The sequence below is a fragment of the Trinickia sp. LjRoot230 genome, from assembly GCF_964253315.1.
In the GTDB taxonomy this organism is placed as follows: Bacteria; Pseudomonadota; Gammaproteobacteria; order Burkholderiales; family Burkholderiaceae; genus Trinickia.
On the sequence record NZ_CAXUQX020000001.1, the window covers coordinates 1598686 to 1615375 of the forward strand.

Consider the following 16690-nt stretch of genomic DNA (forward strand, 5'->3'; position numbering starts at 1 on the left):
GTAGACGAGCGATGAGTAACCGGCGGGCGCGTGCGATCGAGCCCTGGAGACACCAACAAATGAGTCAAGCGATCGAAGTCAAGGTGCCGGACATCGGCGACTACAAGGACATTCCCGTCATCGACGTGCTGGTCAAACCCGGCGATACCGTCGAGAAAGAGCAATCCCTTATCACGCTCGAATCGGACAAGGCGACGATGGACGTGCCGAGTCCCGCCGCGGGCACGGTCAAGGAAGTCAAGGTCAAGCAAGGCGATCCTGTGTCCGAGGGCACGCTGATCATCGTGCTCGACGGCGCGCAAGCCGCTGCCGCGCCCGCTGCGAAGCCCGCGCAGGCGAATGGAGCGGCTGCACCGGCCGCGGCACCTGCACCGGCTGCGTCGGGCGGTGCGCTGCAAGAAGTCAAGGTTCCCGATATCGGCGACTACAAGGATGTGCCGGTCATCGAGATTGCCGTGAAGGTTGGCGATCATGTGGAGAAAGAGCAATCGCTCGTGACGCTCGAATCCGACAAGGCGACGATGGACGTGCCGAGTCCGGCCGCCGGTGTCGTGAAGGAAATCAAGCTGAAGGTGGGCGATAACGTCTCGGAAGGCGCGGTGATCCTGCTGCTCGAAGCGGCAGGCACGGCGGGCGCCGCGTCGGCGCAGCCGGCGAGCCAAGCCGCCGCGCCGCAGGCGAAGACGGTGGAGCCGCCCTCTGATCTGCCGCGGGCCGACACGCCGCAACGCATGCCGGCGCATCCGTCGGCGTTGGCGCAGGCGCCGCTGATTCCGGCTGGCGAAGGGGGTGTGCGCCGCCCGAGCCATGCATCGCCGTCAGTGCGTAAGTTTGCGCGCGAACTGGGCGTCGATGTGGTGCAGGTGTCGGGCACCGGTCCGAAGGGTCGCATTACGCAAGAAGACGTCACGGCATTCGTTAAAGGCGTGATGACCGGGCAGCGTGCGCAGCCGGGCGCGTCGGCCGCCGCGCCGGCTGGTGGTGGCGAGCTCAATTTGCTGCCGTGGCCGAAGATCGATTTCACGAAGTTTGGTCCGATCGATCCGAAGCCGCTTTCGCGCATCAAGAAAATCTCGGGCGCGAATCTGCATCGCAATTGGGTGATGATTCCGCACGTCACGAACAACGACGAAGCCGATATCACCGAACTCGAAGCGTTGCGCGTGCAACTGAACAAGGAAAACGAGAAAGCCGGTGTGAAAATCACGATGCTCGCGTTCGTGATCAAGGCCGCCGTTTCCGCGCTCAAGAAGTTCCCGACCTTCAACGCGAGTCTCGACGGCGATAACCTCGTCTTCAAACAATACTTCCATATCGGTTTTGCGGCCGACACGCCGAACGGCCTCGTCGTGCCCGTCATTCGCGATGCCGACAAGAAGGGCTTGATCGAGGTGGCCAAGGAGATGGCCGAGCTCTCGAAACTGGCGCGCGAAGGCAAGCTCAAGCCGGATCAAATGCAAGGCGGCTGCTTTTCGATCTCGTCGCTGGGCGGCATTGGCGGCACGCATTTCACGCCGATCATCAACGCCCCCGAGGTCGCGATCCTCGGCTTGTCGAGAGGCGCGATGAAGCCCGTGTGGGACGGCAAACAGTTCGTGCCGCGCCTCACGCTGCCGCTCTCGCTCTCGTATGACCACCGCGTGATCGACGGCGCCGAAGCAGCCCGTTTCAATGCGTATCTCGCCGCGCTGCTCGCCGATTTCCGGCGCGTGATCCTGTGATTGTCGACGCTAACAAGAAGGGGACGTGAATGAGTCTCGTCGAAGTGAAAGTGCCGGATATTGGCGACTTCAAGGACGTCGATGTAATCGAGGTCAACATCAAGCCGGGCGATGTCATCGAGAAGGAGCAATCGCTGCTGACGCTGGAGTCTGACAAGGCGTCGATGGAGGTGCCGAGCGATATGGCCGGCACGGTGAAGGAAGTCCGCATCAAGGCCGGCGACAAAGTATCGCAAGGCACCATCGTTGCCGTTCTCGAGACGCAGCAAGGCGAGGGCGCGGCCGACTCGCCCGCCCCCGCAGCGGCAGCCGAGCCGGCTGCGCCGCGCGAAGCGGCCAAGCCGACGGCCAGCGCCCGCCAAGCCGCGAGCTACGCGGGCGGGGCGGATATCGAGTGCGACATGCTTGTGCTGGGCGCGGGCCCCGGCGGTTACTCTGCCGCTTTCCGTGCTGCCGATCTCGGCATGAAGACGGTGCTCGTCGAGCGGTATTCGACGCTCGGCGGGGTGTGCCTGAACGTCGGCTGCATTCCATCGAAGGCGCTGCTGCATACGGCGCTGGTGACCGACGAAGCCGCCGCGCTCGCAGCGCACGGTATTACGTTCGGCCCGCCCCAGATCGATCTGGACAAGCTGCGCGGATTCAAGGCGGGTGTGGTGAAGAAGCTGACGACAGGCCTCGCCGGCATGGCGAAGGCGCGCAAGGTCGAAGTCGTGACCGGCGTTGGCTCGTTTGCCGATGCGCATCATCTCGAAGTGCAAGGCGACGCCGGCAAAAAAGTGGTGAAGTTCAAGCAAGCGATCATCGCTGCCGGCTCGCAGGCCGCAAAACTGCCGTTTATGCCGGAGGACCCGCGTGTGGTGGATTCGACGGGGGCGCTCGAGCTGCGTCAGATTCCGCAGCGCATGCTCGTGATCGGCGGCGGCATCATCGGGCTCGAGATGGCGACGGTTTATGCGACGCTCGGCGCGAAGATCGATGTCGTCGAAATGCTTGATGGGCTGATGATGGGCGCCGATCGTGATCTCGTGAAGGTCTGGGAGAAGTACGGCGGCAAGCATTTCACCAACGTCATGCTGAAAACCCGGACGGCGTCGGCCGAGGCCAAGCCGGACGGCATCTACGTGAAATTCGAAGGCGAGAAGGCGCCCCCGGAGCCGCAGCGCTACGATCTCGTGCTGGTGGCGGTTGGCCGCAGCCCGAACGGCAAGAAGATTGGTGCTGACAAAGCGGGCGTGGCAGTGACGGAACGCGGCTTTATCGAAGTCGACAAGCAGATGCGCACGAACGTCCCGCATATCTTTGCGATCGGCGATATCGTGGGCCAGCCGATGTTGGCGCACAAAGCGGTGCATGAAGGCCACGTCGCGGCCGAAGCGGCACATGGCGAGAAAGCCTACTTCGACGCATTGCAGATTCCATCGGTGGCCTATACCGACCCGGAAGTGGCGTGGGCGGGCAAGACCGAGGACCAGTGCAAGGCCGAGGGGATCAAATACGGCAAGGCCGTCTTCCCCTGGGCGGCTTCGGGCCGTGCGATTGCCAACGGGCGCGACGAGGGCTTCACGAAGCTGATCTTCGACGAAGAGACGCACCGCGTGATTGGCGGCGGCATTGTCGGATTGAATGCGGGTGACCTCATCAGCGAAGTCTGCTTGGCGATCGAGATGGGCGCGGATGCCGCCGATATCGGCCGCACGATTCATCCGCATCCGACCTTGGGCGAATCGATCGGCATGGCTGCCGAGCTTTACGAAGGTGTCTGTACCGATCTTCCGCCGCAAAGGAAGAGGTAAGCGGCTTACGCGTCTGGCCGAAAAAAACGGCGCGCTCCCGAAAAGGAGCGCGCCGTTTTTGTTCTCTGGCTTAACTAGGGTACTGCCGAGAGGCGCGTGCTATCAGTGCGGCCAGCCGAGCCTTCGAACTGTGCGAATGCAGGCGGTCGCTTAAAGCTTAGGCGGCCGACTTCTTCGGTGCAGCGCGCGAGGCTTGCGAAGCGGCTTGCTGGGCGGCCTTCGTTGCAGCCGTGGCGGCGGCGTTGAAGTTGCTCTCGGCGATTTCAACCGCTTGCTTCGTTGCCTTGTGAACCGTTTCGTACGTGGTGTTGGCGGCCGTGATGGCCGACTTCATCACGGCGACAGCCGTTTCCGAACCCGCCGGGGCATTCTTCGCGACGTTGTCGACGAGCGCTTGCACCTTGCGGTTTTGTTCTTCGTACTGCGCTTCGGCTACGCGAGCGAACTCGGCTTGCGTCGCGGAGGCGATTTCATACAGATGGCGGCCATACGACAGCACTTTTTCTGCAACCGGCTGCGCGAGCCCAGCTTGCAGCGCGAGCAGCTCTTGCGCGTCCTTCACCGACAGCGCACGTTGCGCGTTTTCCTGGCTTTCCGCGAGCGTCGATTTCACGACTTGCAGGTTCAGCTCGACCAACTTTTCGATGCCTTCGAACGCCTTGTTGGTCAAACCGAAAAGTGCGTCGAAGTTGGCCTTCTGTGCTGCGGCGAATTGCTCAGGTGTCAGCAGAGTCATGTTTACGCTCCTGGAAAATGACCCGTCTTGTGCGGGTCGCATAGGTTAATGGCACGGCGTCGGAATTTGGGGCTATGCGCGATGCGTTTTGTGCGTCGCAACAACGGTTCATATTTTAGATCGATGTGCACAAATGTCAAGCATCATTTGGTGCGATGCACAATGAAAAGGATTTCATGCAAAAACAATACCTTGCGGTGCGCTTGGCAGTCGACTTGGGAATGGTTTTTGCTGCGCCCGCGCGGCGTGTCGTCTCCTATATCTTGTTTTGATGAAAACGGGGTGTCAACGGAACCCACCGCACGCGCGTTGAGTCGGACTCCGCGCGGTTCGGCTGTCGCGCCCAGATTCGGTGCTGCGCATGCTGCATCGCTCGGATAGAGGCCTAAAGTCGCTCGTTGGCTTAAGTTTACAAAAGGCGCGCCGATATGTGGGCATGGCCCCACTACGGTGCTTCAGTTCGTCGCAAGATGCGAGTAAAGGCGCGGGTTTCGCGCCGATACCTGAAAAATTGGTTCAAGTACGTTCGATAAGTGCTTCTGATTGCTAATTTTTAGGACCTTTACTACACTTGCCCTCAAAACGCTGTCTCTCGCCACCTCCGTTTCAAGAACACCAATGAAAACCGCATTGTTTTCGTCGCTCAGAGTGAGGCACGGTGTGGCGCTTGCGAGAGTCGTCTCGGTTACCGCCTCCATGCTCGCTGCCGTGATTTTCGCGGCCCCTGTCGATGCATTGGCCGCGTCAAGCCAGACCGACGCCACCTCGTCCAAGCCCACCGTCGCCCAAAAAACGCACAGATCGAAGCACGTGGCTAAAGAAGCCGCCGCTGAGCCCAAAGCTGCCGCGGCAGTTGATGATCGCGTTCGAAAAAAACGCGTGACTTATTCGCTGCGCGGCCATGGCCGCCATGGCGCGATGCGTAAGGTTGCGTTCGCTCCGCGCTCGCCTGTGGCTGGGCAGCCGTTTGGCATGCAAGAAGGTCCAGAAGGGCTCGCGCTGCGCTCGAACGTTGCCTACGTCGTTGATCAGAACACGTCCGACACGATCATCGACAAAAACTCGCGCTCCGTCGTACCTATCGCTTCGATCACCAAGTTGATGACGGCGATGGTCGTGCTCGACGCAAACTTGCCGCTCATAGACTTGCTGGAAGTAACCGATGCCGATCGCGACTTCGAAAAGCACACGGGCTCGCGCCTTGCCGTGGGCTCGGTGCTGGCGCGCGAGGACATGCTCCATATCGCATTGATGGCATCCGAGAACCGGGCTGCTGCCGCGTTGTCGCGTTATTACCCGGGCGGGCGGCCGGCCTTCATCGCCGCGATGAACGAGAAGGCGAAGGCGCTCGGCATGGCCGATACGCATTTCGAAAACCCGACCGGGTTGACGAGCCGCAATGTTTCGACCGCGCGCGATTTGGTCAAGATGGTTAACGCAGCCTATCAATATCCGCTCATCCGCAAATTCTCGACCGATCGCGGTTATGCCGTCGATACGGGCAAGCGTGAATTGGCTTACAACAATACCAACGCGCTCGTGCGTAACTCGAGCTGGGAAATCGGTCTGCAAAAAACCGGCTTCATCAACGAGGCGGGCGAGTGTCTGGTGATGCAGGCGACTATTCAGGGTCGGCCGATCATCATGGTGCTGCTCGATTCGTCGGGCAAATATTCGCGCTTCGCCGATGCGACGCGCTTGCGGACGTGGCTCGATAACGGCGGCGATCAGCGGCTCACCAGCGCCGACGCTGGTGGGCGCGGCACCTGAGCAGTGTGACTGCAGGCGCTAGAGAGAAAGAAAAAAGAAGCGCCCCGCAAATAGTTGTGACCCGCGCCACCTACGGGTGGGCGGGTTGATGCAGATAGATCTTGCCGCGCTTGTCCAAGCGATCCGGCGGCCCATCGTCCCAGTCAATTTCCTCGCACGTGATGTTCGTAAAATCGAGGATTAGCGCGCCTATGCTCGATTTTACGAACATCAAAAGTTTGGGACGCCTTGTAATTAAAGCGCGAGAACGTGGGGACCCGGGCTTTGCCATCGGCGAGGTGCTGCGGTATCTGGACGCCATCGCGCCGGGCACGTCGCTCGACACCCTGTATTCGGAAAAGGACCCGGCGCTGGCAGCGCGCGAGCGCAGACTCCGGGTTCGCGAGATGAGCGCGGCCGAGCGCATCGAGCACTGAACGCTTACGCGCGTCAGGCGGACTTGGCCTTTGCCGAGCTGTTCAGCGCTTGCGCTGCCTCCGGGCGGTAGCCGAGTGCCTCCGAGATCACGAACGCAGTGCGGCTCAGGTGGCCGAGCCAAGCGTCCTGCAGACGGTCGGCCGGCGCTGACAAGGACAAGCCCGCCACGAGTTTGCCCGTGTCGTCATGGATGCCGGCTGCAATGCAGCGCACACCCAGCTCGAGTTCTTCGTTGTCGCGCGCACAGGCCTGCTGGCGCACCTGCATCAACTCTCGTTCTAACCGTGTGAGGTCTGTGATGCTGTTTTGCGTGTGCCCCGAAAGGCCCGTGCGCGTGGCGTAAGCGCGCACGCGCGAAGCCTCGTCCGCAGCGAGGAAAAGCTTGCCCACTGAAGTCAGATGCAGCGGCGCCCGCCCGCCGATGGCCCGCACCACTTGCATGCCCGAGCGCTCCGAGTAGGCGCGCTCGATATAAACGATCTCGTCGCCCTGCCGCACCGAGAGGTTGACCGTCTGCCCGGTAAGCCGGTGCAGTTCGCGCATCGGCATCAACGCCGCATCGCGCACCGAGAGCCTCGCCTTGACGAGATTGCCAAGCTCCAAGAGCCGCATGCCGAGCCGGTATGTGCCGGGATCGGAGCGATCGACGAGGCGGCAGGTCACCATGTCGTTGAGGATGCGGTGAGCCGTCGACGGATGGAGCTCCGTGCGCAACGCGAGCTCCTTCAAACTGACCGGATCGCTATGCGAAGCGAGGGCATCGAGCAGCCGCATCATGCGTTCGATAACCTGGATCGATGTTTTTGAGTCCTGGTTCGTATCGCTCATCGCGAATCAATTGACGCAAAGCAAAAAAATCATTGTATCTCGTATTGTGAAAAAAGCGAACGCTGTTCGAATGCGGCTTCGGCTTCGTTATTTAGCGAATTCCGGTGGCGAAGCGCGACAAACGACGCATAATGGCAAGCGTTTTTCCAAACGGAGCCGCCATGCGAGTCGGATTATTCGTTACTTGCCTCGTCGACCTCATGCGCCCGGAGATCGGGTTTTCTGTCATCAAGCTGATAGAGCGCGCGGGGTTCGAAGTCGTTGTCCCGCCTGCGCAAACCTGTTGTGGTCAGCCTGCCTATAACTCGGGGGAGCGCGCCCTTGCGCGCGATCTCGCCGAAAAGACGCTGCGCGAATTCGAGCAATTCGATTACGTGGTGGTTCCTTCGGGGTCGTGCGGCGGGATGATCGGCGTGCACTATGCGGATCTTTTCCGAGACGACCCGGATCTGATGAACCGCTACGGTCGCGTGCAGGCGAAAGTGCACGAGTTGACCGACTTCCTTCTCAACGTCGCGAAGATCGAACTGCCGCGCGGCGAATTCGCCGGTCCGGTCACGTATCACGACTCATGCTCGGGGCTGCGCGAGCTCGGTGTGAAGGAAGCGCCGCGGGCATTGCTGGCGCAAAAGGGCATCGCCGTGACCGAGATGAAGGGTTGCGAGCATTGCTGCGGTTTTGGCGGCACGTTCGCGATCAAGTACGGCAATATCTCGACGGCCATCGTCGATGAAAAATGCGAGAACATCCGCGCGAGCGGCGCGGACACGGTCGTGCTGGGCGATCTCGGCTGCATATTGAACATCGAAGGGCGTTTGCGGCGCACAGGCGATACCACGACGCGTGTGATGCATATCGCCCAGGTGTTGACCGAAGGGCTCTGACGCGGCACGTCCCGTCTCGTCTCGTTTAACCGTTCATCCCGGACCTTCCTCTGATGCAAGTCCATTCGATGTATTTCAAGGCGCGTGCGAAGGAAAATCTCGCCAACCCGCGTCTTCAGCAAAACCTGACGAAGCTCTCGACGAAATTCGTGAGTGCGCGGGCGTTGGCGATGCAGGAAATCGACTTTCCGGCGACGCGCGACGAACTGAAGGCGCGCCGCAATCGCGCACTCGAGAACCTCGACGTCTGGCTCGAAACGTTCGAGCGCGAGGCCACGCGCCGCGGTGTCACGGTGCTTTTCGCCGAAACGACGCGCGATGCCGCGCAACTCGTTGCTGAAATTGCGCGCAAGCACGAGGTCAAGAAGGTCATCAAGACAAAATCGATGGTCTCGGAGGAGATGCGGCTCAACGCGGTGCTCGCCGAAATCGGCGTGCAGTCGCTGGAGACCGATCTCGGCGAATACATCCTGCAAATCAACAACAACGAGCCGCCGAGCCACATTATTGCGCCGGCCCTGCACAAGGACAAAGAAGAGGTCGCCGATCTTTTCGCAAAGACCCATGGGCGCGAGCGGCTGACCGAGATTTCGGCCATGACCCGCGAGGCGCGCGAGGTGTTGCGGCCGCAGTTTCTCGCCGCGGATATGGGCGTGACAGGCGGCAACTTCCTGATTGCGGAGACGGGCTCGGTCGCGATCGTGACCAATGAAGGCAACGAGGGCATGTGCACGGTAATGCCGCGCGTGCATGTTGCCGTCACGGGCATCGAAAAAGTGTTGCCGACGCTGGAGGACCTCGCGGTTGCGATGCGCCTGTTGCCGCGCTCGGCGACGGGCCAGACGACCTCGAATTATTTTTCGCTGCTGACCGGCACGCGTAACGAGGGTGATGGCGACGGTCCCGAGCATATGTACGTCGTGCTCGTCGACGGCGGCCGCTCGGGTCTGATCGGTGGCGTGTTTCAGGAAATGTTGCGCTGCATTCGCTGCGGCGCGTGCATGAACCATTGCCCCGTCTATCAGAAGGTCGGTGGTCATACGTACGGCTGGGTCTATCCCGGACCGATGGGTTCCGTATTGACGCCGAGCTACGTTGGGCTCGACAAGGCGCTCGATCTGCCACAGGCGGCAACCTTGTGCGGCGAATGCAATAGCGTCTGCCCGGTTGGCATTCCGATTTCCGATTTGCTGCGCAAACTGCGCGAAAAGCAGGTGGAGCGGCACTTGCGGCCGCGCGGGGAGCGCGTCGGGTTGGCGCTTTGGGGTTTCGTCGCGGCCCGGCCGGCACTATATGCGCTAGTCACCAAGCTGGCGGTCAGAGTGCTCGAGCGCATGGGCGGCAGCCGCCATGCGATCACGCGGCTGCCGCTCGGGCAGGGCTGGAGCGCGACACGCGACATGCCGGCCCCGGTCGGGCGCACATTTCGCGAACTGTACGCCGCGCAGCGCAAGCACATCGGGTAGGTTCTCGTGCTTTGGCGCGCCGACCCTCCGATTGTTTGCGCCGGCGCAACGCTGAATTCGCTATTTACGTCTTTGTCTCGATAGGCATCACCTATAGAATTTGCTTCATGAGATTGCGGGTGCGCGAATGACGCATGCCCGTTGCGAAAATGAGGCGCGAGATGAAAACGAAAATAGCCGTCTATTGGCCGCTGGCCGTCGTGTTGACGTTGGCCGGCCTAGCCGCGTTGCAAACTTATAGCGATGATGCAAAGCATCCGCCGCTTGCGGCTGCCGAGGTGAGTGCCGAACTCGCACGCGCGGTCTCGTATGGTCTGGTGGGCGGCCGCGCGGTGCGCGCGTCATCGGCGGCGGGCGGGACGTCCGGCATACCGGGCATATCCGGCACGCTTCACGCACCGGTGCCACAAGCGTCCTGAGCCGGCCCCTTCTATAATGACGGGTCGGTTGCCGATGCGGCCGGCTTGTCCGCCGATCGCTTCGTGGTGCCAATGAAATCTGTTGCCGTTTGTTTTGTCTGTCTGGGAAATATCTGCCGTTCGCCCACGGCGGAGGCGATCATGCGCGAGCAGGTCGAGCGCGCGAGCTTGGCTGATCATATCGTTATCGATTCGGCCGGCACCGGCGATTGGCACGTGGGCGAGCCGCCCGACAAACGCGCGCAAGCCGCGGCGCAGCGGCGGGGCTACGATCTAGCGCCGCTGCGTGCCCGGCAAATCGCCGCCGAGGACTTCGACCGGTTCGATCTGCTGCTCGCCATGGATGAAGTGAACCTGGGCAATGTGCGTGCGCTTTGCCCGCCGGGAAGCGAATCGAAGGTTCGCCTTCTGATGGAGTTCGCCGAGCATTGGGATGTGCGTGAAGTCGCCGATCCCTATTTTGGCGGCGCAGAAGGGTTCGAACTGGTGCTCGACCAATGCGAAAACGCTTGTCGCGGCGTCCTCGAACATTTGCGCGTCGCGCTCGGGCTCGCGGCCGCATGAAGTGCATAAAGTGTTCGAGCACCGATAACCTAAATGGCAATAGGGATACTTGACTAAAATCGTCATGTATTTATACTTGACCAAATTCGTCGAGAATACCGGTCCCCCGCAATTATGAGACTTACCACCAAAGGCCGCTTCGCCGTTACCGCGATGATCGATCTGGCGCTGCGCCAGGATCAGGGTCCGGTCACGCTTGCCGGCATCAGTCAGCGCCAGCGGATTTCGCTGTCCTACCTCGAACAGTTGTTCGGTAAGCTGCGCCGTCACGAGATCGTGGAGTCGGTGCGCGGGCCGGGCGGCGGGTACAACCTTGCGCGGCGGGCTCAGGAAGTGACGGTTGCCGACATCATCATTGCGGTCGACGAGCCGCTCGATGCCACGCAGTGCGGCGGCAAAGGCTCGTGCGAGGGAACGAAGCAAAACGACGGTCATTGCATGACGCACGAACTCTGGTCCACGCTGAACCAGAAGATGGTCGAGTACCTCGATTCCGTGTCGCTGCAGGATCTCGTGGACCAGCAGCGTTCGCGCGACGGCTCGGCTGCGGTGCTGCACGATCGGCGCCCCGAGGCGGCGGCGGTGGAGCCGCCGCGGCTGACGCCGAAAGGACCGAACTCGGTCTTCAATATCGCGAGTTCCTGACGAGCTTACAGCGCGCGTGGCGTCGAGTGCACGAGCGCGGAACCCAAAACAACGATTTCCCCGGAGCGATTGATGAGTAACCCAGTGCCCCACCTGCCCATCTATATGGACTACAGCGCGACGACGCCGGTCGATCCGCGCGTGGTGGACAAAATGATCCCCTATCTGCGGGAACAGTTTGGGAATCCGGCGTCGCGCAGTCACTCGTACGGGTGGGATGCGGAGCGGGCGGTCGAAGAGGCGCGCGAGCAGGTCGCGGCGCTGGTGAACGCCGATCCGCGCGAGATCATCTGGACTTCCGGCGCGACCGAATCGGATAACCTCGCAATCAAGGGCGCGGCGCATTTCTACAAGAGTCGCGGCAAGCACGTGATTACGGTGAAGACCGAGCACAAGGCTGTGCTCGATACGGGTCGCGAACTCGAGCGTGAAGGTTTCGATGTCACCTATCTCGATGTGAAAGACGATGGGTTGCTCGATCTCGACGTGTTGAAGGCGGCGCTTCGGCCCGATACGATCCTCGTTTCCGTGATGTTCGTGAATAACGAAATCGGCGTGATTCAGGACATCGAAGCGATCGGCGAGATCTGCCGCGAACGGAACATTATTTTTCACGTCGACGCGGCGCAAGCCACCGGTAAGGTCGAGATCGACCTCGCTCGCTTGAAGGTCGATCTGATGTCGTTTTCGGCGCACAAGACGTACGGCCCGAAGGGTATCGGTGCGCTCTACGTGCGTCGCAAGCCGCGCGTTCGGATCGAAGCGCAGATGCACGGCGGCGGTCACGAACGCGGCATGCGCTCGGGCACGTTACCGACGCATCAGATCGTCGGCATGGGCGAGGCCTTCCGTATCGCCCGCGAGGAAATGGCAACCGAAAACGAGCGCGTACGCATGTTGCGCGACCGGTTGCTGCGCGGGCTTTCGGAAATCGACGAGGTCTATATCAACGGCGACATGGAACGCCGCATTCCGCATAACCTGAACATCAGCTTCAACTTCGTCGAGGGCGAATCGCTGATTATGGCGATCAAGGATGTGGCGGTATCGTCGGGTTCCGCTTGTACATCGGCGTCGCTCGAACCGTCGTACGTGCTGCGTGCACTCGGACGTAACGACGAACTCGCGCATAGCTCGATCCGCTTTACGGTCGGCCGCTTCACGATCGAGGCCGATGTCGATTACGTCATCGATCTGCTCAAGAGCAAGATCGCGAAGCTGCGCGACTTGTCACCGCTTTGGGAGATGCATCAGGACGGCATCGATCTTTCGACCATCAAATGGGCCGCCCACTGATTCGTATTAAGGAGTTTTGATCATGTCTTACAGCAACAAGGTGTTGGATCACTACGAAAATCCCCGTAACGTCGGCTCGTTTTCGAAGGACGACGACGCAGTGGGCACGGGCATGGTCGGCGCGCCGGCCTGCGGCGACGTGATGAAGCTGCAGATTCGCGTGGGCACGGACGGCGTCATCGAGGATGCGAAATTCAAAACCTACGGCTGCGGCTCGGCAATCGCTTCGAGCTCGCTCGTCACCGAATGGGTGAAGGGCAAGACGCTCGATGAGGCGCTCGCGATCAAGAACACGCACATCGCCGAAGAACTCGCGTTGCCGCCGGTGAAGATCCACTGCTCGATCCTCGCCGAAGATGCGATCAAGGCGGCCGTGGCTGACTACAAGCAGCGCCATGTCGGCGATGCGAAGGTCCCCGGAACGCCGGTCGCCGAGGAAGTGAAACAGCAAGTCGCTTGATTTGAACCATGGCAATCACACTGACTGACAAGGCCGCGCAACAGGTGCAGAAGTACCTGACGCGGCGCGGCAAAGGCTTGGGCCTGCGGCTCGGCGTTCGTACGACGGGCTGCTCTGGGCTCGCGTACAAGCTCGAATATGTCGATGAACTCGCGCCCGAGGACCAGGTATTCGAAAGCAACGGCGTGAAAGTGATCGTCGATCCGAAGAGTCTGGCTTACATCGATGGCACGCAACTCGATTTCGAACGCGAAGGTCTGAACGAAGGCTTCAAGTTCCATAACCCGAACGTGAAGGACGAGTGCGGTTGCGGCGAGTCGTTCCGCGTTTGAGTCACGGCAAGCCGATCAAGGGCGGCGCAGGCCGCCTTTTTGTTGGTACGCCGGCTTCTCGTCTCGCGTGCTTTTAAATCGATCAGTGAGACCACTGCGAACACCGACACTTCATGGCCTCGATCCAGCAAAGCCACTTCGACCTGTTTCATCTGCCCGAGCAATTCACGCTCGATCCGCAAGCGCTCGAAGCGGCTTATCGAACGGTGCAAACGCAGGTGCATCCCGATCGGTTCGCTGCGGCGGGCGACGCGCAAAAACGCGTGGCGATGCAATGGGCGGCGCGCGCCAATGAGGCGTACGGCACGCTGCGCGATCCGTTGAAACGCGCGACGTACCTGTTGTCGCTGCGAGGGGTCGATGTCGGTGCCGAGAGCAATACGGCAATGGAGCCGATGTTCCTGATGCAGCAGATGGAGTGGCGTGAGCAGGTCGAAGACGCGGCGGGCGCAAGGAGCATTCCGGCACTCGAGGCGTTGCTTGACGAACTGAGGACAGAGGCACGCACGCGTTTCGACAAACTGGCGGCGTTGCTGGATGGCGGTGCCAATCAGCCTGCAGCGGAAGCGGTGCGGCAACTGATGTTCATCGAGCGCGTGTGCGCCGAGATCAGCACGCAGATCGAGCGGCTGGAACACTGAGCGCCAAACACTTGACCTTGACGCGAGCGCTGAATGCGCGGCCGTTGCATCTGTCGCGGCGCGCCGCCGATAACGGAGGGGCTAAGAACCCCCGAAGATAACTACAGATGGCTTTACTGCAAATCTCCGAACCCGGCATGGCTCCGGCGCCGCATCAGCGACGCGTTGCTGTCGGTATCGATCTCGGTACGACCAATTCGCTGGTTGCCGCCGTGCGCAGCGGCGTGCCCGACGCGTTGCCGGACGCAGACGGTCGCGTATTGTTGCCGTCAGTCGTCCGATATCTGGAAAAGGGCGGTCGTCGCATTGGCGTCACGGCGAAGCAGGAAGCCGTGCTCGATCCGCGCAATACGATTGTGTCCGTCAAGCGTTTCATGGGACGCGGGAAGGCTGAGGTCGAAGGCGCCGAGAACGCACCGTACGACTTCGTCGAAGCGCCGGGCATGGTGCAGATTCGCACCGTGGCGGGCGTGAAGAGCCCTGTCGAAGTGTCGGCCGAAATTCTTGCGACGCTGCGCCAACGCGCCGAGGACACACTCGGTGACGAACTGGTCGGCGCGGTCATCACGGTCCCCGCTTATTTCGACGAAGCGCAGCGCCAAGCCACCAAGGACGCAGCGCGTCTTGCCGGCCTGAATGTATTGCGGCTTCTGAACGAGCCGACCGCGGCGGCCATCGCCTATGGACTCGACAACAGCGCCGAGGGCCTCTACGCGGTATACGATCTCGGCGGCGGCACGTTCGATCTGTCGATTCTGAAGCTGACGAAAGGAGTCTTCGAAGTACTGGCGGCAGGGGGGGACTCGGCACTGGGCGGCGACGATTTCGACCATGTGCTTTACCGTCACGTACTGACTCAGATCGGTCTTGCACCGCAGAGCCTGTCGCCCGAAGATGTGCGGCTGCTGCTCGACCGCGTGCGCGCCACGAAAGAGGTGCTGTCCACAGCGGCCGAGGCGTCGTTCGAAGCGGTATTGTCCGACGGCACCGCGGTTGCCGTTTCCGTTACCGAAGCCGAGTTCGCCTCGCTCGTCGAGCCGCTCGTGCAGCGGACGTTGGCCCCGACAAAAAAAGCGTTGCGGGACGCGAAGGTGTTGCCGGCCGACATCAAAGGCGTTGTACTGGTAGGCGGCGCTACACGCATGCCGGTGATCCGGCGTGCGGTTGCGGCGTTTTTCGGCCAACCGCCGCTGACGAATCTCGACCCCGATCAGGTTGTGGCGCTGGGCGCGGCCATTCAGGCTGATTTGCTGGCGGGCAATCGCGGCGGCGACGATTGGCTTTTACTCGATGTCATTCCGTTGTCGCTCGGCATCGAGACGATGGGCGGTCTCGTCGAAAAAGTCATCCCGCGCAATTCGACGATTCCTGTCGCACGCGCGCAAGAATTTACGACGTTCAAAGATGGCCAGACTGCAATTGCCATTCACGTCGTGCAAGGCGAGCGCGAACTCGTGTCGGATTGCCGCTCGCTCGCGCGTTTCGAATTGAGAGGCATTCCGCCGATGGCAGCGGGTGCGGCGCGTATTCGTGTGACGTTCCAGGTCGACGCGGACGGACTGCTTTCGGTGTTTGCGCGCGAGCAGCATTCGGGAGGGGAGGCGTCGGTTGTCGTCAAGCCGTCGTACGGACTCGACGATGACGACATCGCCCGCATGCTTGAAGACAGCTTCAAGTCGGCCGAACTCGACATGCACGCGCGGGCGCTGCGCGAGGCGCAGGTGGAGGCGCAACGGCTCGTAGAGGCCACGCAGGCCGCGCTCGCCGCCGATAGCGAATTGCTTGATGCCGAGGAGCGCGCGCGAGTCGATGCGGCGCTCGAACAGTTGCAGGCGGCGGCCGGGGGCAGCAACGCCGATGCTGTCGAGGTGGCGACGAAGGCGCTCGCCGCCGAGACCGACGAGTTCGCCGCCCGTCGCATGAACAAGAGCATTCGAGCGGCTTTGCAGGGCCGCAAACTCGACGAAATCTGAACGGCGGCCGGCCGGTGCACTTGGGGCGGTGGCCCCAGCGTGCAATCGCGCCGGGCCCGCCGCCGTAAAATAGCGCAGCGAGCGCATTACACTGCGCTGCTGCGCACTTCACTGATCGAACGGAATCCGTATGCCGCAAATCGTTGTGCTGCCCCATGTCGAACTCTGCCCGGAAGGGGCGGTCATCGAGGCCGAAGCGGGTAAGAGCGTTTGTGCGACGCTGCTCGAAAACGGCATCGAGATCGAGCACGCTTGCGAAATGTCTTGCGCCTGCACCACATGTCATGTGATCGTTCGCGAAGGCTTCGACGCACTCACGCCTTCGGACGAGGACGAGGACGACTTGCTCGACAAGGCGTGGGGGCTCGAGCCGACTTCGCGACTATCGTGCCAGGCGATGGTGCCGGCCAGCGCGGATCTCGTGGTGGAGATCCCGCGCTATTCGATCAACCACGCGAAGGAAAACCACTGACCAGGAGGGAGCTGCCATGAAGTGGACCCACGTGCAAGAAATCGCAATGGCCCTCACGGACAAGCATGGTGACGTTGATCCGCAGTATGTGCGGTTCACGGATCTGCATCGCTGGGTCACCGAGCTGGAAGACTTCGATGACGATCCGGAACGCTCGAACGAAAAGATTCTTGAAGCGATCCAATTGGCTTGGATCGAGGACGCAGCAGAGTGACGCTGCGTTGATGCATCGCAAGCAGCTGGCAGCAATAAAAAAGGCGATCCGGTTTC

Annotated in this window: 18 protein-coding genes; 16 read left to right on the forward strand and 2 right to left on the reverse strand. The window is 61.4% G+C overall.

Going from position 1 to position 16690, the window contains the following annotated elements; translation table 11 throughout:
• Positions 1–59 precede the first annotated feature (59 nt).
• Complete coding sequence (gene aceF / locus ACSQ20_RS07450; RefSeq protein WP_436018530.1) at positions 60–1721, forward strand: dihydrolipoyllysine-residue acetyltransferase; 1662 nt, start codon at positions 60–62, stop codon at positions 1719–1721.
• Positions 1722–1750: 29 nt separating this feature from the next.
• On the forward strand, positions 1751–3517 hold the full coding sequence (lpdA, locus tag ACSQ20_RS07455; protein ID WP_436018532.1) for a dihydrolipoyl dehydrogenase: 1767 nt from the start codon (positions 1751–1753) through the stop codon (positions 3515–3517).
• 157 nt (positions 3518–3674) lie between these two features.
• Here lpdA and ACSQ20_RS07460 read toward each other — a convergent pair whose 3' ends face one another.
• The gene (locus ACSQ20_RS07460; RefSeq protein WP_436018534.1) at positions 3675–4253 is read right to left on the reverse strand and encodes a phasin family protein; all 579 of its coding nucleotides are present in this window, start codon (positions 4251–4253) and stop codon (positions 3675–3677) included.
• 618 nt (positions 4254–4871) lie between these two features.
• On the opposite strand from ACSQ20_RS07460, the gene pbpG reads away from it, so the two are divergent.
• Both pbpG and ACSQ20_RS07470 read left to right on the forward strand, forming a co-directional pair.
• Positions 4872–6023 carry a D-alanyl-D-alanine endopeptidase gene (pbpG, locus tag ACSQ20_RS07465; RefSeq protein ID WP_436018536.1) on the forward strand — a complete coding sequence of 384 codons (1152 nt, stop codon included), beginning with the start codon at positions 4872–4874 and terminating at the stop codon, positions 6021–6023.
• Positions 6024–6214: 191 nt separating this feature from the next.
• The gene (locus tag ACSQ20_RS07470; RefSeq protein WP_436018538.1) at positions 6215–6439 is read left to right on the forward strand and encodes a hypothetical protein; all 225 of its coding nucleotides are present in this window, start codon (positions 6215–6217) and stop codon (positions 6437–6439) included.
• 13 nt (positions 6440–6452) lie between these two features.
• On the opposite strand, the gene ACSQ20_RS07475 is transcribed toward ACSQ20_RS07470, so the two are convergent.
• Entirely contained in the window at positions 6453–7268 is an 816-nt protein-coding gene (locus ACSQ20_RS07475) for an IclR family transcriptional regulator (protein ID WP_436018540.1), read from the reverse strand.
• A 161-nt stretch (positions 7269–7429) separates the two neighbouring features.
• On the opposite strand from ACSQ20_RS07475, the gene ACSQ20_RS07480 reads away from it, so the two are divergent.
• The 12 genes from ACSQ20_RS07480 to iscX all read left to right on the forward strand — a co-directional run bounded on the left by ACSQ20_RS07480 (position 7430) and on the right by iscX (position 16634).
• Positions 7430–8152, forward strand: a complete 723-nt coding sequence (locus ACSQ20_RS07480; protein WP_436018542.1) for a (Fe-S)-binding protein — start codon at positions 7430–7432, stop codon at positions 8150–8152.
• Between the two features lie 53 nt (positions 8153–8205).
• Positions 8206–9618: a LutB/LldF family L-lactate oxidation iron-sulfur protein gene (locus ACSQ20_RS07485; protein WP_436018544.1), complete on the forward strand. Its 1413-nt coding sequence runs from the start codon at positions 8206–8208 to the stop codon at positions 9616–9618.
• A 161-nt stretch (positions 9619–9779) separates the two neighbouring features.
• Positions 9780–10037, forward strand: coding sequence for a hypothetical protein (locus ACSQ20_RS07490; RefSeq protein ID WP_436018546.1), 258 nt, complete (start codon positions 9780–9782; stop codon positions 10035–10037).
• Between the two features lie 72 nt (positions 10038–10109).
• Positions 10110–10601, forward strand: coding sequence for a low molecular weight protein-tyrosine-phosphatase (locus ACSQ20_RS07495; RefSeq protein ID WP_436018548.1), 492 nt, complete (start codon positions 10110–10112; stop codon positions 10599–10601).
• A gap of 114 nt (positions 10602–10715) precedes the next feature.
• Complete coding sequence (iscR, locus tag ACSQ20_RS07500) at positions 10716–11246, forward strand: Fe-S cluster assembly transcriptional regulator IscR (RefSeq protein WP_436018550.1); 531 nt, start codon at positions 10716–10718, stop codon at positions 11244–11246.
• Positions 11247–11318: 72 nt separating this feature from the next.
• Positions 11319–12542 carry an IscS subfamily cysteine desulfurase gene (locus ACSQ20_RS07505; protein ID WP_436018552.1) on the forward strand — a complete coding sequence of 408 codons (1224 nt, stop codon included), beginning with the start codon at positions 11319–11321 and terminating at the stop codon, positions 12540–12542.
• Between the two features lie 22 nt (positions 12543–12564).
• Positions 12565–13002: a Fe-S cluster assembly scaffold IscU gene (gene iscU / locus ACSQ20_RS07510; protein ID WP_436018554.1), complete on the forward strand. Its 438-nt coding sequence runs from the start codon at positions 12565–12567 to the stop codon at positions 13000–13002.
• An 8-nt stretch (positions 13003–13010) separates the two neighbouring features.
• The gene (iscA, locus tag ACSQ20_RS07515; RefSeq protein ID WP_436018556.1) at positions 13011–13334 is read left to right on the forward strand and encodes an iron-sulfur cluster assembly protein IscA; all 324 of its coding nucleotides are present in this window, start codon (positions 13011–13013) and stop codon (positions 13332–13334) included.
• Between the two features lie 113 nt (positions 13335–13447).
• Positions 13448–13975: a Fe-S protein assembly co-chaperone HscB gene (gene hscB, locus ACSQ20_RS07520; protein WP_436018558.1), complete on the forward strand. Its 528-nt coding sequence runs from the start codon at positions 13448–13450 to the stop codon at positions 13973–13975.
• 107 nt (positions 13976–14082) lie between these two features.
• Positions 14083–15948 (forward strand): Fe-S protein assembly chaperone HscA, encoded by a 1866-nt coding sequence (gene hscA, locus ACSQ20_RS07525; RefSeq protein ID WP_436018560.1) that lies wholly within the window; start codon positions 14083–14085, stop codon positions 15946–15948.
• A 130-nt stretch (positions 15949–16078) separates the two neighbouring features.
• The gene (gene fdx, locus ACSQ20_RS07530) at positions 16079–16420 is read left to right on the forward strand and encodes an ISC system 2Fe-2S type ferredoxin (protein ID WP_436018562.1); all 342 of its coding nucleotides are present in this window, start codon (positions 16079–16081) and stop codon (positions 16418–16420) included.
• Between the two features lie 16 nt (positions 16421–16436).
• Positions 16437–16634, forward strand: a complete 198-nt coding sequence (gene iscX, locus ACSQ20_RS07535; protein WP_436018564.1) for a Fe-S cluster assembly protein IscX — start codon at positions 16437–16439, stop codon at positions 16632–16634.
• The last annotated feature ends 56 nt before the right edge of the window (positions 16635–16690 follow it).

Coding starts and splice junctions, on each gene's coding strand:
- pbpG (WP_436018536.1), top strand. CDS start 4,872: ATGAAAACCGCATTGTTTTCGTCGCTCAGAGTGAGGCACGGTGTGGCG.
- ACSQ20_RS07470 (WP_436018538.1), top strand. CDS start 6,215: ATGCTCGATTTTACGAACATCAAAAGTTTGGGACGCCTTGTAATTAAA.
- ACSQ20_RS07505 (WP_436018552.1), top strand. CDS start 11,319: ATGAGTAACCCAGTGCCCCACCTGCCCATCTATATGGACTACAGCGCG.
- iscU (WP_436018554.1), top strand. CDS start 12,565: ATGTCTTACAGCAACAAGGTGTTGGATCACTACGAAAATCCCCGTAAC.
- iscR (WP_436018550.1), top strand. CDS start 10,716: ATGAGACTTACCACCAAAGGCCGCTTCGCCGTTACCGCGATGATCGAT.
- ACSQ20_RS07480 (WP_436018542.1), top strand. CDS start 7,430: ATGCGAGTCGGATTATTCGTTACTTGCCTCGTCGACCTCATGCGCCCG.
- ACSQ20_RS07485 (WP_436018544.1), top strand. CDS start 8,206: ATGCAAGTCCATTCGATGTATTTCAAGGCGCGTGCGAAGGAAAATCTC.
- fdx (WP_436018562.1), top strand. CDS start 16,079: ATGCCGCAAATCGTTGTGCTGCCCCATGTCGAACTCTGCCCGGAAGGG.
- iscX (WP_436018564.1), top strand. CDS start 16,437: ATGAAGTGGACCCACGTGCAAGAAATCGCAATGGCCCTCACGGACAAG.
- hscB (WP_436018558.1), top strand. CDS start 13,448: ATGGCCTCGATCCAGCAAAGCCACTTCGACCTGTTTCATCTGCCCGAG.
- ACSQ20_RS07460 (WP_436018534.1), bottom strand. CDS start 4,253: ATGACTCTGCTGACACCTGAGCAATTCGCCGCAGCACAGAAGGCCAAC.
- lpdA (WP_436018532.1), top strand. CDS start 1,751: ATGAGTCTCGTCGAAGTGAAAGTGCCGGATATTGGCGACTTCAAGGAC.
- aceF (WP_436018530.1), top strand. CDS start 60: ATGAGTCAAGCGATCGAAGTCAAGGTGCCGGACATCGGCGACTACAAG.
- hscA (WP_436018560.1), top strand. CDS start 14,083: ATGGCTTTACTGCAAATCTCCGAACCCGGCATGGCTCCGGCGCCGCAT.
- ACSQ20_RS07475 (WP_436018540.1), bottom strand. CDS start 7,268: ATGAGCGATACGAACCAGGACTCAAAAACATCGATCCAGGTTATCGAA.
- ACSQ20_RS07495 (WP_436018548.1), top strand. CDS start 10,110: ATGAAATCTGTTGCCGTTTGTTTTGTCTGTCTGGGAAATATCTGCCGT.
- ACSQ20_RS07490 (WP_436018546.1), top strand. CDS start 9,780: ATGAAAACGAAAATAGCCGTCTATTGGCCGCTGGCCGTCGTGTTGACG.
- iscA (WP_436018556.1), top strand. CDS start 13,011: ATGGCAATCACACTGACTGACAAGGCCGCGCAACAGGTGCAGAAGTAC.